The sequence below is a fragment of the Ditibartonella apis genome, assembly GCF_001952075.1.
GTDB lineage: Bacteria > Pseudomonadota > Alphaproteobacteria > Rhizobiales > Rhizobiaceae > Bartonella > Bartonella apis.
Genome location: NZ_LXYU01000003.1, coordinates 127,309 through 142,075, shown reverse-complemented (window position 1 = coordinate 142,075; position 14,767 = coordinate 127,309). Strand labels below are relative to the sequence as shown.

Below are 14,767 nucleotides of genomic sequence, written 5' to 3'. Positions count from 1 at the left end.
TTTTCTTGAAATATATCAAGCAACTGTTTAATTCTGTCATATAATTCTACAGCAAATTCTGGAAACGTTTTCAAGGAAAAAACGTCTATTTATCGTATTCGCGCACTAGGAAAGAAAGAAAATTCGAATGGCTGCCACAATCAAGGATGTTGCAAAACTTGCCGGTGTTTCGGTTGCCACCGTTTCGCGTGCGATTTCCGGCAAAGTTGTGAGCCATGAATTGAAAAGCAAAGTGGAGGAGGCAATCCTTGCCTCGGGTTACCGGCCGAACCTTGCCGCCCGCCGTTTGCGCGGGCATAGCAATGATATGATAGGCCTTATCATTGCCGACATCAGAAACCCGTTTTTTACCCGCTTTGCCCGCGCAATCGACGACATTGCAAAAACCCGCAACCAGCATGTGATCTTATGCAACACGGATGAAAATCCCGAGCAGGAAAAGGCCTATCTCGACCTGATGGAAGAAGAAAACGTTGCCGGTATTATTCTTGCTCCCACGCTTTTAACAAGCCGCAAACACATAACAAGCCGCAAAACGAGACCGGCAAAACTGCAACGCCCGCTTGTTCTTGTTGATCGCAAGCCCGATGAAATGATTTATGATTCAGTGCTTATCGACAATCTTGCAGCCGCCAAAAAGCTTGTGCACCACCTTTACGAAAATGGCAGAAAGCACATTCTTTGCCTTTATGGAGCTGATAGCCGAACCGGTTTTGAACGGCAAAAAGGCTTTGAGGAGGCAATCAACGCACTTCACCTTTCCGGTGAAAGTGTAGCCATAAAACACGAAAAAGATAATGTGGCGAAATCTTTAAAAAATGCGCTGGCAAATAATCCCGAAATCGATGCGCTTATTGTCACCAACGGGGTTCTCGCTTTGAAAGCGGCGGCATTTTTAAACAAAGCCGGTATTGTTGTGCCCGATCAACTGGCTTTGGCAGCCTTTGACGACGAACCATGGATGGAACTCGTCTTTAACGGCATTACAACCATTGCCCAGCCGGTGGGCGACATTGCCCGCGAAGCCTATCACTGTTTGATGGAAAGGCTTGAAAACCCGCTAAAACCGGTGCGGCAAACCGTTTTGAAAAGCAAATTGATTGTTCGCGGTTCAACTTTGAAAGCCCGCACGACCACTCAATGAAATAAGGCAGGAGCTTTCTTGTTTTGGCACATTTGGAGCTTCCGGAATTGGGTTCACGCCCCCGATGCTTCACGTCAACCCACGCTTTCAATGAAATACGCGTGAGTGTTGAACCGGCCGATTTTGCTGCGCGGGTTCAAACGGCAAATAAAGCTGCTGCTTGCAAGAATGGTTCAGGCAAAGCAGGCGGCTTGTTATTTGACCGGCGATGAACGCGTAGCGCATTCACCGGAATGCCACGAAAACAACTGCAACAGATGAATGATTGTCGCGCGATTATTGCGGGAGCCGCTTGATCAAGCTTGACGTATCAAGCCGGCCGCCATTTTCTGCCTGAATATCGGCATAAAACTGGTCGATCAGAGCAGTGACGGGCAAAACCGCGCCGTTTCCCCGCGCTTCGTCAAGGCAGATGCCGAGATCTTTTCTCATCCAGTCGACAGCAAAACCGAAATCGAATTTGCCTTCAACCATAGTGGTGCCGCGGTTCGACATTTGCCATGAACCGGCCGCCCCCTTGGAAATGACATCAAGAACCTCGTTCATATCAAGACCGGCTTTTTTACCGAAAGCAAGCCCTTCGGCAAGCCCCTGAACAGCACCGGCAAGGCAAATCTGGTTGACCATTTTGCACAATTGCCCGCTACCGCTTTTTCCAAGCCGCTTTACCGAAATGCCATAGGCTTTCATCACATCGGCAGTTTTTTCAAATATATCCTTCTTGCCACCGCACATAATGGTGAGTTTGCCGTTTTCGGCACCGGCCTGACCACCTGAAACAGGCGCGTCGATGAAACCGATACCGCATTTTTCGGCTTCCCCTTCAAGCTCGCGGGCAACCTTTGCAGAATCTGTCGTATGGTCGACAAAAACGCTCCCCCTTGCCATTGTTTTGAATGCGCCATCCTTGCCGGTTGTGACTTCCCTTATGTCATTGTCATTGCCGACACAGGCAAAAACAATATCCTGCCCCTTTGCCGCTTCGGCCGGTGTATCGGCTTTTTTACCGTGAAATTCCTCTACCCATTTTTCAGCCTTTTTTGCCGTGCGGTTATAAACCGTTACATCATGACCGGCTTTTTTCAAATGCCCTGCCATAGGATAGCCCATTACACCCAAACCGATAAAAGCCACTTTTGCCATTTTGCTACTTTCTATTTTGCCGTTCGATGATTTTTCCATTCGATTATTTTCATTTGTCGGGTTTTATGAAAAATATTCATAAGCCCAATGATCCTGATAGAGTTTATCAAATTCGTCTTGAAGAATATAGTTGTTATCAACCGGAAAATGATAAAGCAAAATGAAGCAAAACCGATAGCACAACAAATATTCAAAAGGAAATTCCCTATATGTTTACATGTGATGCATTTGCCGTTGACGGCCCTGATAAAACGTTCCACCCTTTCACATTCGAGCGGCGCGACCCGCTTGACCATGATGTGGATATTGAAATTCTTTATTGTGGCGTCTGCCATTCCGACCTTCATACCGCGCGCAGTGACTGGGAGGGCACAATTTACCCTTGTGTGCCCGGTCATGAAATTGTCGGCAAGGTGCGCCGCGTGGGCAAAAAAGTAACGCGTTTCAAAGAAGGCGACACGGTGGGCGTGGGTTGCATGGTCAATTCCTGCGGAACGTGCGATTGCTGCCGTGCCGGACTTGAACAATATTGCGAAAAGGGTAACACGCTTACCTATAACAGCCCCGACCCTGAAACCGGAAAAGACCGTTATACGTTCGGCGGCTATTCCAAACGCATTGTGGTGAACGACAATTTTGTTTTGTCGGTGCCGGAAAATCTTGATCTTGCAGGAGCAGCACCGCTCCTTTGCGCGGGCATTACCACCTATTCGCCCTTGCGCCACTGGAAAGCCGGAAAAGGTATGAAAGTGGGGGTTGCCGGTCTTGGCGGTTTGGGCCATATGGCGGTGAAACTTGCCCACGCTATGGGGGCGGATGTGACGATGCTCACCACCTCGCCTTCCAAAGAAGCCGATGCGCGTCGTCTTGGTGCCCATCATGTGGTTTTGACACGCGACAGCGAAAACCTCGCAAAAGCTGCAAAAACGCTTGATCTCATTATCGACACCATTGCCGCCAAGCACAATATCGACGCTTACCTCAACCTTCTTAAAGTCAATGGCACATTGGTGCAGGTCGGTGCACCGGCCGAACCTTTGCCGGTCGGCGTTTTCAACCTTATTACAGCACGTCGTTCGCTTGCCGGTTCGTGCATTGGCGGCATTGCCGAAACACAGGAAATGCTCGATTTTTGTGGCAAACACAACATTACCGCCGATATCGAGCTTATCAAAGCACAAGAAATCGACAAAGCTTATGAACGCATGCTCAAAAGCGATGTGAAATACCGCTTTGTCATCGACATGGCCTCATTCTGAAAACTTCATTGTTCGGGAAAATTCATTCCGGAAAAAGGTTTTCGAGTTGAGAAAGCGGGACTTGTTATTAGCCCCGCTCACAACAAGCAACGCTCACAACAAGCCCCGCTCACAACAAGCCTTGTCGGCGCTGCTTTGGTCGAACAAGCGAAAGCACCAACCGGCAAAGCCCATAAGCTTTCAAACAATCATGTTCATGTGCTTTCAAAAAATGCTTGGAAAAGTGTTTTTACGGACAGCGCTTGAATATTCAAATCCAAAGCAAAACCGGAATTCATAACCAACTACATTTCAGGGAAGAAAAACAATGGAAATTAAAAGAAGTGGCAGCCGCCCTTCCGGCAAGGTTCCGGAAGAATTTTTTACCGGTCGGGTGAGACTTGATCCGGCAATTGACCCGCATGAGGGGTCAAACCTTCTTGCCGGTCATGTCACCTTCGAGCCTGGAGCACGCACGCATTGGCACACCCACCCGAAGGGGCAGGCTCTGATTATCACATTCGGGCGCGGGTTTATCGGCCGCGAAAATGGAGAAGTGAAAGAAGTTTTTGCCGGTGATATTGTCTGGTTTGAACCCAATGAAAAACATTGGCATGGAGCAGCGCCCGACACGGCAATGTCACATTATGCCATACAGGAAACGGTGAATGGCAAAAGTGCCGACTGGATGGAAGAAGTGACCGACAAGCAATATAAGGGAAAATAAAGAAAGCTGAATTCCAAAACCTTGCACTCCATCACACCTCTGCATTTCAAAAAATGCTGAAATTATAAAATGCTACAAAACCGGCAAGAAACTTGATTGCCCCCTTTGGGCAAATGGTGCGCAAGTTTTCTTGAAAACTGTGACAAAGTTTCTTTTTTTCCTTGGAAACTGTTAGAAAGTTTCTTGCCGGAAATGAAAATCACCCATCGAGAGCCAATTGCCTTCGGCGGGCGTGCATAAAACCAAAGCAGTTTTTTAAAACCGGTTTTTTTAAAAATTCGGGCTTTTTGAAAATTCAAACTTTGAAAAGCCGCTTTCCAGTTTTCTATTCCGCACGCCTGTTTTTAAAAGCCAAATCATTATCAATTAAACCGGCTTTCAGTGACCTTCTCTCACCAATTGAAACGCCCCGACGGGGGAGAAAAATATAGAAAAAGGCTGGTTGAGTTCACGTCATTCGCGGCCTTTTCAAGGCTGTATACGAGAATATTTCTCTTTATTTTTTGCTTTATTCGACGCTTTTATTCATAACTACTTAAAATAATTATAATAATATAGCGATTATTTTAATGCCTATTTTATAATATTGAAACAGAAAATCTGCCTATATGAAATTGCGATTCGCAAATATATTTTATTTCACCCCTATAAATAAATAGTATAAGGTGATATGAAAAACTTTCCACATGCCGATAGTTGCATTCTATATTTTTGAATTTTATTTTTTTTCGTTTCTAAGTGATTATTATTAAATGTGTTTTACTCAAATTTTGAACTATTCTAAAACTTGAGTGTTGACATTAGGTTTAAATATTTTCTAACTGTTTCTCAATTCTATACCTTTTTTATCAACTTTAAATTCGAGGGATTGAGTATGCCGACCGGACGCGTTGAGGGTGAACATTTTTCAAACGATCAGGAATTCTTGGCTTGTCAGAATTCGATGACGGCTGAGAAAATTCAAAAAAGCCAAAGGGACATGGCTGCCCAAAGCTTCAAAGCGAAAACCGAAACCGGTTGGAACCAAGAATTCGGTGCGGATGAGAGTTTCTCGGGGAGAAAAGGTTTCGACGCAAGCCGAAAAATATTGGTTGCACTTAGCTGCAGCACGATTTTTTCAACGAGCCTATTTTTTGATGGCACAGCTTTTGCCGAGACAGTCAATGACGACATAAAAATTGCCAATAATGGCAAACAAAGCAAACCCTCTATTGCGAATAAAAAGCAAAATGCGACAGGGGAAAAGGCGGCAACAGAAAATAGTGAAACCGCTTCGAATTCTGCTGCCTCTGCTGATAATCCGGCTCCACTTGCCAATGAAGGCACAATGTTACGCCAAGTGGTGGTAAGTGCGACCGGTTTCGAACAGACTGTGAAAGATGCGCCTGCGAGCATTTCGGTTATCCCGCGCGAGGAAATCGAAAAAGGGTCGTTCCGCGATTTGACCGATGCCTTGAGGAATGTTCAAGGTGTTGCTGTGACGGGAACGGCCGCCGAACAGGATATTTTCATTCGCGGGCTTCCCGGTGCCTATACGCTTATTCTGGTTGACGGCAAACGCCAGAGCACACGTGAAGCACGCACCAATGGCAATTCAGGTTTCGAGCAGAGTTTCATTCCGCCGGCTGCCGCAATCGAGCGGATTGAAGTTGTGCGCGGGCCGATGTCTTCGCTTTACGGTTCGGATGCGATGGGTGGTGTTATCAATATCATCACCCGCAAAGTGCCGCAAAAATGGACCGGTTCATTTACCATTGATGGCACGGCAAACCAGTACAGCAAATTCGGCAATACCGCACAAGGAAGCTATTATGTTGGCGGCCCTCTGGCGCCCGAGGTTGTTGGAATGCAGCTTTGGGGAAGAGGCTTGGGGCGCGAGGAAGACGATATTATTTCCGGTACTCCGAAGAAAAAGGAAATCGACATTACCGGCAAGGTTACTGTAACGCCGAACGAAAACAACGATTTAACGTTTGAAGCCGGTCACACGAGATTGCGCCGCTATAGTTCGGTAGGCCACAATATCGAGAGAACCGAAAATATCAGCCGCAAGCCGGTTGACACCTATAACAAAAATGATCGTGACCATTGGGTTATCGGCTATACCGGCCGTTACGGCTTTACCACTGCCGATTTTTCCGTGTTGCAGGAAACCGCAAACCGCACCAATTACACATGGGACACACCGACCCACGATTATGTTGCCAATTTGCGTTCGCCGGAAATAAGAAACACTGTGGTGGATGGAAAATTTACCACCCCGTTCGACATTTTCGGCCGCCACACATTGGTAACCGGCGGGCAATTCAACCGTGGAGCATTGACCGACCAGAACCCCGGCATGCGCACCGGACTTGATGAAGAGTTCACCATTGAACAATGGGCAGGCTTTGCAGAAGATGAATGGTGGCTCACCGATACATTCTCTTTGACCGGCGGGGTGCGTATGGACCACCACCAGATTTATGGCGAACATTGGAGCCCGCGCGGTTATGCTGTTTGGCATGCGACCGACAATCTTGTTTTTAAAGGCGGTGTTTCAACCGGTTTCAAAGCACCGGAAATTCGTGAAATTGCACCCGGTTATGCTTATACAACCGGAGGTGGTAACTGCTTTTATGGGCGCAATCCTCCGAAAGGGCGCAACCGTTGCGGTGTGATTATCGGTGCCGACAATCTGGAAGCGGAAAAAAGTACCTCTTATGAATTTTCCACCATTTGGGACAATCTTGATAATCTCGAATTGGGGGCAACCTATTTCTATACAGATTTCAAAGACAAAATCACCAACCGGCAGGTTCTCGATGCCAATGGCAAGCAGGTCGAATGGTCGGTTGATCCGAACTATGTGCTTTATGAAAACCTCAATATCGACAAGGCTGTGATGCAAGGGGTGGAGCTTACCGGTTCATGGAAACCGATAGATGTTTTGACTTTCCGTTCCAACTACACCTACACCCATTCCGAACAGAAGAGCGGCGATTATGAGGGGCTGCCTTTGGCAAGAACGCCAAAACACATGGCCAATCTGCGTGCCGAATGGCAAACACCGATTGAAAAGCTCGAAAGTTTTGCTGCCGCAACCTATCACGGCAAGGAAACCAATGCGGGTTTCAGAACCGGTACTGCCGGTAAGGCGGTTTACAAAAACGGTAAAATTGTCGGCCGTGAATATGATGATTATGTCACCTTCGATATTGGCGGTTCTTACGCTTTTTCCGAAAATGTCAAACTGAATGCCGCAATATACAACCTCTTTGACAAAAGTGTCGGTGTTGACCAGTTCAATGATGTGGTGGAAGGCCGCCGCCTGTGGTTGAGCATGAACTCGCAATTTTGAAGTCAGGATGAATTCTTGAAGGACAGAATTAATTTTGAAAGCTCATAGCTGATGAAAAACATCAAAACCATTATGCGCCGGTTTTTTAAAAACCGGCCTTCCCTGTTTCCGGCAAATGTGCTTTTTCCGGCAAAACGGGCGGGCGCTTGCCACTTGCAAGTCTTACCATTTTCCCGCTTTTCATTTTCCTGCTTGAAGATGTCTGCTCTTTTTGTTGCCAGCCTTTTTTTCGGCCTTTCCTGTGGTTTTGCCAATGCGGAAAACGACAATACAGAAAAAATGCGCATCCTCACCAAAGATATAGAAGTTTCTCTTGTGGATGGACATAGTGCTTTGTTACCACCGGAAGCGGCAAAAATTCCGGCCGGTAGCAAAGAAGATGGAAAGGAAAACACGGCCGAAAAGAGCCACGAAAACGACGGGATAAGGCGCTATCGCCTGTTTATTGCTGTGCCGGAAAAGCCGGCACCAAGAGGGGGGTTCCCGCTTGTTTTGCTCCTTGATGGCAACACAACCTTTAAACCGGCAATCGAGAAAGCACCCGATGCCGTGATTGTGGCGATCGGCTATCCGACAGACGAGAAAAAAGAGATTGTGAAACGCCGTTTTTATGAACTCACCTCTTATGCACCGGCTGATAAAATTCCGCTGCGTGAAGGCATGGAAGCGCCAAAAACCGGCGGTGATAAAGAATTTCGAAGCCTTATCGAAAAAAAGATTTTGCCGGAAGTATTCAAGCACCTGCCGGTTAATCGCGACAATATCACCTTCTTCGGCCATTCGCTTGGCGGGCTTTTTGTGATGAAGAGTTTTTTATCGGCGGGCAATCACGGTTTTGCTACCTATTGCGCTGCCGACCCGTCAATCTGGTGGAACGGGCATGAATTTATGGAAAAACTTGCCGCTTATAACAAGCCGGAAGGGTTAAAATCACGACTTTTGATTGAAACATCGGGCATTAAAACCCATCATAAGAGTGTGACTGAAACGAATAAAAAGCCGGTCAAGGATTTACATTCCGGCCCGAATGGCAAAGATGTTTCAGAGATTTTGAGAAAGGCAAAGGCAGTTGACAACACGTTTTACAGCTTTTCCGATAAAAACCACGGCACAATGCTTGCGCCTGCGATCAAAGACTGTCTGCAATTCGCGTTGAACGCAAAAAATTTCAAACCACAAAGGTCTCCCGCAAACTCCCTTCAACCAGTCGAAAAGAAATGAGGTAAAAATGATTAATAGACGTAATACTCTCGCCGCACTGCTCTTTGGTGCACTGGCTTCCGTTTTGTCATTTCAATCACCGGCAAGTGCCGATGTTGTCATTAAACATGCCGCCGGTGAAACCTCTATTCCCGATAGTCCGAAACGGGTTGTGGTGTTCGACCTTGCCACGCTCGACAATATGAACCGGTTAAAAATTGATAATATTGTGGGTGTTCCGGAAGGGATAAAGCCGAAATATCTCGAGCAATATAATGATGCAAAATACACCAAGGTCGGAACCTTGTTCGAGCCCAATTACGAGACAGTGGCAAGCTTGCGCCCCGATCTTATTATTATTGCCGGCCGTTCGGCACCGAAATTCAACGATCTTGCAAAAATTGCCCCGACAATCGATTTGTCAGTCAACAACAACCATTATCTTGCCGATGTTGATCGTAATGTGACAATTTTGGGCCAGATTTTTAACAAACAGAAAGAAGCCAAAGACGAAATCGACAGCCTTAACAAAAAGCTTGAAGAGGTAAGAAAACTTGCGGCTGACAAAGGAACAGGTCTTCTTGTTCTGACCACCGGTGGCAAAATTTCCGCCTTCGGACCGGGTTCGCGTTTCGGCCTGCTGCATTCCGGTTTTGGCGTAAAACCCGCCAATGACAAACTGGAAGTAGGAAATCACGGGCAGATGATTTCACCCGAATTCATTTTGGAAACCAATCCGGACTGGCTCTTTGTGATCGACCGTGATGCAGCCATTGGCCGTGAAGGGGAATCGGCAGCAAAATTGCTTGATAATGCCCTTATCAACAAAACCAAAGCGGCAGAGAACAAGCATATCGTTTATCTCGACCCGCAAAACTGGTATCTTATCGGTGGCGGACTTTCGGGTCTTCATGAGACAGCCGATCAACTTGATGACGTATTTTCAAAAGCAAAATAAGCATTTAGCCTGTTGTTGACTTGAAAAGTCATGAAACGGGTTGATTGTTTTTAGCTTTAACGCTTAAACATCGGAAGCAGCAGATTGATCTGCCGGCTTCTGATGTTTTTTAATCGGGTAAAGATTGAAGTGCGCTCTCTTATTATTGGCATAACGGTTATTATCGTCCTGTCGATTATCAGTATGTTTCTGGGGTTTTCCAGTGTTACCCTCTCCGGCCTTCTTGCCGGTGACGAGCACAGCTTCCTCGTATTTTTCCAAACCCGTGTTCCGCGCACCATTGCGCTTATTCTTTCCGGCGCTTCACTTGCCCTTGCCGGCATGATTATGCAAATGCTGACAAGGAACCGTTTTGTCGAACCTTCGACAGCCGGAACCGTTGAATCGGCCTCGCTCGGCATCCTTGTGGTGATGATATTTGCCCCCGGTCTCGACGTGATTTTAAAAATGCTGGTGGCCGCCCTGTTTGCTCTTTTCGGCTCGCTGATTTTCATGTTTTTGTTGCGGCAAATACCGCTTAAATCCGTGTTGATTGTGCCGCTAACGGGTATCATGCTCGGCTATGTGATTGGTGCGCTTACAAATGGCATTGCCGATCAGGAAATGCTGTTGCCTTCGCTGCAATCCTACCTTTTCGGCAGCTTTTCCATGGTGGTTGAAGGCAAATATGAATTACTGTGGCTATCGCTGCCGCTTTGCCTTGTTGCCTATCTTGCGGCCGACCGTTTTACCGTTGCCGGTTTTGGCGAGGATTTTTCCAGTAATCTCGGCCTTGATTATAAAAAAGTTATGCTTTTCGGCCTTGTGATTATTTCCATGATAACGGCAACCGTTATCTGCACGGTCGGGCGGATACCCTTTATCGGCCTTGTGGTGCCCAATATCGTTTCTATTGTGATGGGCGACAATATGCGCCGCACTGCGCCTTTTGTCATGATAACAGGTGCGGGACTGGTGCTCTCCTGCGACATTCTCGGCCGGTTGATGAGCAAATCGGCAGAAATACCGGTTGGAACCATTATGGGCGTGCTTGGCAGTGTGCTTTTCATCGCACTTCTCTTGAAATGGAGAAAGCGCCTTGGCTAGAAGAACACCGGACAATAAAAAGCCCGCTCTCAAAGGTGAAAAGCCACAAAATGCTGCCGGCAATAGCGTCACCGAAACAAGTACGGTTGAGCCCCGCATTGCCACAGCCGGCCTTCTTGAAAGAGATCAAATCGAAACAGCAATTGGTGAGAATAATTTCACAAAAACAGAAATTATCGAAACGGATGCCAGCGCGCCGGATAGTCAAAAAAATGATATTGGCAAAGCCGATATTGTCGAAGCGGAAATTGATGAAAAAGATATTGGCGAAGCCGGAATTGGCGAGGCAGGCTTTGACGAAGTCAAAATTCCGGCTAAGAAAACAGACAAGGATTTAGGCAAAGAAACAAGCAGGGAAAATGCAGCTGTTCAATCCGGATTTATCAGCACGGATGAAGCAAATTCTTCCAAAACGGCTATTACCGGCACAGGTGCTGCACGTTTGAGCATCAGCAAAACCGGACATTCGAGAAAAATCCGCTCGACACTGCCGCTTGTGATTGGCCTTGGTGTTGTTGCTGCCATTTTTATTGCGCTTTATCTTTCATGGAATATGTCGGTTGTGATCTGGCCGTTCCGTTTGGGTAAACTCGTTTCGCTTATCCTGATTGCCTATACCATTGCTGTGTCAACGGTGCTTTTCCAGACGGTTTCCAACAACCGGATTCTCACCCCCTCGATTATGGGGTTTGACCAGCTTTATATCCTCATCCAGACGGTGGTTGTCTATTTTGTTGGCTCGACTGTTATTTACGGGGTGAGCGACGAAGTGCGTTTCATTGTTGTGGCGCTTATTCTCACACTGTTTTCGACAAGCCTTTTCACATGGCTCTTTTCGGGAACCATCAAGGGACTGCACATGACACTCCTGATTGGCGTTGTGTTTGGCGGCCTGTTTTTCAGCTTGCGCATGTTGTTGCAACTGCAACTGAACCCCGACGAGGCGGTCAATCTCACCGATGTGATGTTTGCCAATTTCAACCGCTTTAACACCAATCTGATCGGCATTGCAGTGATTATTGTTGTGATTGTTTCGCTGATTGGCTGGCGTATGCGCTATCTTTTCGATGTGCTGGCGTTAGGCCGCGATATGGCAATCAATCTCGGTGTCGATTATAAACAGGCCGTTACACGCATTCTTGTGCTGGTTTCGATTATGGTTGCCGTTTCAACTGCACTTGTGGGACCGGTCACCTTTTTCGGCCTTCTGGTTGCAAGCCTTGCCTACCAGTTTACACCGACTGCCAAACATATGAGCGTGTTACCGGTTGCCATTCTGCTTTCGATTATTTTCCTTGTCGGCGGCCAATTCATTCTTGAACAGCTTTTCAATATGGCAAGCCGGTTGAGCTTTATTATCGAATTTGTCGGCGGCATTGTGTTTTTGACCCTGCTTATCAAGGGAAAATTGAGATGATTGAAATTAGCCATGTATCAAAAAGCTATGACGACAATAGCATTATCGAGGATTTGTCGCTTCAAATTCCGAAAGGTGGAATGGTTTCGATTATCGGCCCGAATGGTGCGGGTAAATCCACACTTCTAACCATGATAAGCCGCCTGCTGCCAATCACAAAGGGTAGAATTACGGTTGACGGAATTGATGTGACAAAGGCCAAAGGGGCCGATTTTGCCAAACGGCTTTCTATTCTGCGACAGGAAAACACGCTCACAGCGCGCATCACTGTGGAAGATCTTGTAAGCTTCGGCCGCTACCCCTATTCGCATGGTGTCTTGACTAAAGAAGACAAGACATTTGTCGACAATGCCATTAGCTATCTGGGGCTTGACCCCTATCGCAAACGTTTTCTTGACGAATTGTCGGGGGGGCAAAGGCAACGCGCTTTTGTTGCCATGGTGATTTCTCAAAATACCGATTACATCTTGCTTGACGAGCCATTGAACAATCTTGATATGCGCCATGCCGTTTCAATGATGAAGCGACTTCGCAATGCGGCAGACGAATTGGGAAAAACCATTATTATGGTGATGCATGACCTCAATTTCGCCTCATGCTATTCCGATCTCATCATTGCTTTGAAAGAAGGAAAACTCGTCTATTCCGGTGCCCCCGAAAATGTCATGAAAGATGAAATCCTTTCGGCAATTTATGATATCGACATCAAGGTCAAAGATATAGACGGGCAGAAAATCGCTGTTTATTACCGCTAGACCGACCTCAAAAAAACTCTGCCACCCTTAAACTTTTAAAGGTGAGAAAAATAAAAGTCTTTAAAAAGCGACCGGTCAAAGAAATTAAAAGCAATGACGGAAAAAAGCGAAGAAAAAACAAAAATCGTGTAAAATAAGGACGAAAGCAATTGCCCGAAAAATGTGTTGGAATGCGTTTCTTCACAAAAATATTCTTATGCTTTTAGAGCCGGTTCATGTTTATAGTCATGTCGAAAAAGCTTGGCCGGAAAGACGGCTGACACAAGGTTGAAGTCCGCATTTTTAAAGAGACGTTGCAAGTGAATACAAAAGCTGAAGTAACGAAATCCTATAAATTGGCCGCTATTTTTGCAATTTGCCTCGGCGTTATTATGGCAATGATCGACACCGGTATTACCAATACCGCCCTTCCCACAATTGCACAGGAATTCAAAACCAGCGAAGCTTCAACCGTTTGGGCGGTGACAGCCTATCTTCTCGCCATGGTTGCAATGACACTTCCCTTCGCAAGCCTTGGCGAAGTGATCGGTTTTCGCATTATTTTCATTGTCGGGCTCATGGTTTTCACCCTCGCTTCGCTTCTTTGCGGGCTTTCATGGTCGCTTCCAACACTGGTTGGCGCACGCATTTTGCAAGGTATTGGTGCGGCCGGAATATTGAGTACCAACCTTCCCCTTATCCGCTTTACCTTTCCGCCGCAAAAACTGGGTGTCGGGCTTGGTATCAATGCCATTTGCATGGGAGTGGGCTTTTCTTTGGGACCGACACTCGCCTCGCTTATTTTGTGGTTTACCACCTGGCACTGGCTGTTTTTGATGAATGTTCCACTTGGCCTTGTGGCGCTTGCCATATCCTTCCATTCACTCCCTAAAACGCCCTTGAGCCACTATCGTTTTGACAATCTTGCCGCCTGTTTTTGCGGCATCGGTTTTGCCGCTCTTATTTTCGGCATTGGTGAATGCGCGCACCGCCAGCCGCTTTCCATGATTATTCCGACCTTTGTCATTTCATTTGTTGCCATTTCCGCCCTTATCATCCGCCAGAAAAACCACCCTGCCCCGTTTCTGGCCTTTGATCTTTTTTCTTCGCGGATTTTTACCCTGTCCATTCTTGCAGTCCTTTTTGCCTTTATTGCGCAAGGGATTGCTTTTGTAGCGCTTCCCTTTTCGTTCCAGATGTTGATGCATAAAAGCCAGTTTGCCACCGGCTTTCTGATTGCTCCGTGGCCTGCTTGTGCGGCGCTCACCTCAACTTTTACCGGCCGGCTTTCCGACCATTTTTCACCGGTTCTGCTTGTTGCTATCGGTATGCTTTTATGTGCAAGCGGCATGTTTTCGTTAAGCCTTCTTGGTGAGGGAACGCCGGTTTTTGTGATTGTGATCTGCATGATGGTGTGCGGATGCGGCATGGGCTTTTTCAACGCCCCCAACCAGCGCGTTATCATGCTTTCCGCGCCTGCCGACAGAAGCGGTGCAGCCGGTGGTATTATGGGCATAGCAAGGCTTATCGGCCAATCGGTGGGAAGCACACTTGTTGCATTCTTCCTGATTATGTCTTCCCATTACGGCTCGCGCTATGCTTTGTGGTGCGGCACAGCCTGTTTTTTACTCGCTGTGCTGACTGGCGGCTTGCGGCTAACAAGCGGAAAAGCCAAAAAATCATAAAGTCTGTTCACTATTTTTTGGCTGGTCTTTTTTGGCCAGTCTTTTCTGCCATTCAAGCCACAGCCCGCAGGCCACACGGTTTGAACCGCTCGGGC

At 47.0% G+C, this 14,767-nt stretch carries 12 protein-coding genes; 11 read left to right on the top strand and 1 reads right to left on the bottom strand.

The annotated features are described in order from the left end of the window. The first annotated feature begins 127 nt into the window (after positions 1–127). Positions 128–1,144: a LacI family DNA-binding transcriptional regulator gene (locus tag PEB0122_RS07560; protein WP_075916503.1), complete on the top strand. Its 1,017-nt coding sequence runs from the start codon at positions 128–130 to the stop codon at positions 1,142–1,144. A 23-nt stretch (positions 1,145–1,167) separates the two neighbouring features. Next, on the top strand, positions 1,168–1,356 hold the full coding sequence (locus tag PEB0122_RS07555; protein WP_075868992.1) for a hypothetical protein: 189 nt from the start codon (positions 1,168–1,170) through the stop codon (positions 1,354–1,356). 64 nt (positions 1,357–1,420) lie between these two features. Here the strand turns inward: PEB0122_RS07555 and PEB0122_RS07550 are convergent, their stop codons facing one another. Further along, positions 1,421–2,287, bottom strand: coding sequence for an NAD(P)-dependent oxidoreductase (locus PEB0122_RS07550; protein WP_246787453.1), 867 nt, complete (start codon positions 2,285–2,287; stop codon positions 1,421–1,423). Between the two features lie 209 nt (positions 2,288–2,496). Between PEB0122_RS07550 and PEB0122_RS07545 the strand changes: the two genes are divergently transcribed. From PEB0122_RS07545 to PEB0122_RS07500, 9 genes are all read left to right on the top strand, one after another. Next, positions 2,497–3,546: an NAD(P)-dependent alcohol dehydrogenase gene (locus tag PEB0122_RS07545; RefSeq protein ID WP_075868994.1), complete on the top strand. Its 1,050-nt coding sequence runs from the start codon at positions 2,497–2,499 to the stop codon at positions 3,544–3,546. 307 nt (positions 3,547–3,853) lie between these two features. Further along, positions 3,854–4,252 (top strand): (R)-mandelonitrile lyase, encoded by a 399-nt coding sequence (locus PEB0122_RS07540; protein WP_075916499.1) that lies wholly within the window; start codon positions 3,854–3,856, stop codon positions 4,250–4,252. A gap of 979 nt (positions 4,253–5,231) precedes the next feature. Beyond that, complete coding sequence (locus PEB0122_RS07530; protein ID WP_083650304.1) at positions 5,232–7,592, top strand: TonB-dependent receptor domain-containing protein; 2,361 nt, start codon at positions 5,232–5,234, stop codon at positions 7,590–7,592. 51 nt (positions 7,593–7,643) lie between these two features. Next, positions 7,644–8,813: an alpha/beta hydrolase gene (locus tag PEB0122_RS07525; RefSeq protein ID WP_075916495.1), complete on the top strand. Its 1,170-nt coding sequence runs from the start codon at positions 7,644–7,646 to the stop codon at positions 8,811–8,813. A 7-nt stretch (positions 8,814–8,820) separates the two neighbouring features. Further along, positions 8,821–9,750, top strand: a complete 930-nt coding sequence (locus tag PEB0122_RS07520; protein WP_075916493.1) for a siderophore ABC transporter substrate-binding protein — start codon at positions 8,821–8,823, stop codon at positions 9,748–9,750. Between the two features lie 129 nt (positions 9,751–9,879). Continuing rightward, positions 9,880–10,836: an ABC transporter permease gene (locus tag PEB0122_RS07515; RefSeq protein WP_075916857.1), complete on the top strand. Its 957-nt coding sequence runs from the start codon at positions 9,880–9,882 to the stop codon at positions 10,834–10,836. Positions 10,837–11,389: 553 nt separating this feature from the next. Beyond that, on the top strand, positions 11,390–12,253 hold the full coding sequence (locus tag PEB0122_RS07510) for an iron chelate uptake ABC transporter family permease subunit (RefSeq protein WP_083639774.1): 864 nt from the start codon (positions 11,390–11,392) through the stop codon (positions 12,251–12,253). After that, positions 12,250–13,008: an iron ABC transporter ATP-binding protein gene (locus PEB0122_RS07505; protein ID WP_075868999.1), complete on the top strand. Its 759-nt coding sequence runs from the start codon at positions 12,250–12,252 to the stop codon at positions 13,006–13,008. The genes PEB0122_RS07510 and PEB0122_RS07505 overlap by 4 nt, the downstream gene beginning before the upstream one ends. A gap of 299 nt (positions 13,009–13,307) precedes the next feature. Next, on the top strand, positions 13,308–14,672 hold the full coding sequence (locus PEB0122_RS07500) for an MFS transporter (protein WP_075916491.1): 1,365 nt from the start codon (positions 13,308–13,310) through the stop codon (positions 14,670–14,672). Positions 14,673–14,767: the final 95 nt, after the last annotated feature.

Coding starts and splice junctions, on each gene's coding strand:
- PEB0122_RS07530 (WP_083650304.1), top strand. CDS start 5,232: ATGGCTGCCCAAAGCTTCAAAGCGAAAACCGAAACCGGTTGGAACCAA.
- PEB0122_RS07525 (WP_075916495.1), top strand. CDS start 7,644: ATGAAAAACATCAAAACCATTATGCGCCGGTTTTTTAAAAACCGGCCT.
- PEB0122_RS07540 (WP_075916499.1), top strand. CDS start 3,854: ATGGAAATTAAAAGAAGTGGCAGCCGCCCTTCCGGCAAGGTTCCGGAA.
- PEB0122_RS07510 (WP_083639774.1), top strand. CDS start 11,390: ATGTCGGTTGTGATCTGGCCGTTCCGTTTGGGTAAACTCGTTTCGCTT.
- PEB0122_RS07550 (WP_246787453.1), bottom strand. CDS start 2,287: ATGGCAAAAGTGGCTTTTATCGGTTTGGGTGTAATGGGCTATCCTATG.
- PEB0122_RS07520 (WP_075916493.1), top strand. CDS start 8,821: ATGATTAATAGACGTAATACTCTCGCCGCACTGCTCTTTGGTGCACTG.
- PEB0122_RS07545 (WP_075868994.1), top strand. CDS start 2,497: ATGTTTACATGTGATGCATTTGCCGTTGACGGCCCTGATAAAACGTTC.
- PEB0122_RS07560 (WP_075916503.1), top strand. CDS start 128: ATGGCTGCCACAATCAAGGATGTTGCAAAACTTGCCGGTGTTTCGGTT.
- PEB0122_RS07505 (WP_075868999.1), top strand. CDS start 12,250: ATGATTGAAATTAGCCATGTATCAAAAAGCTATGACGACAATAGCATT.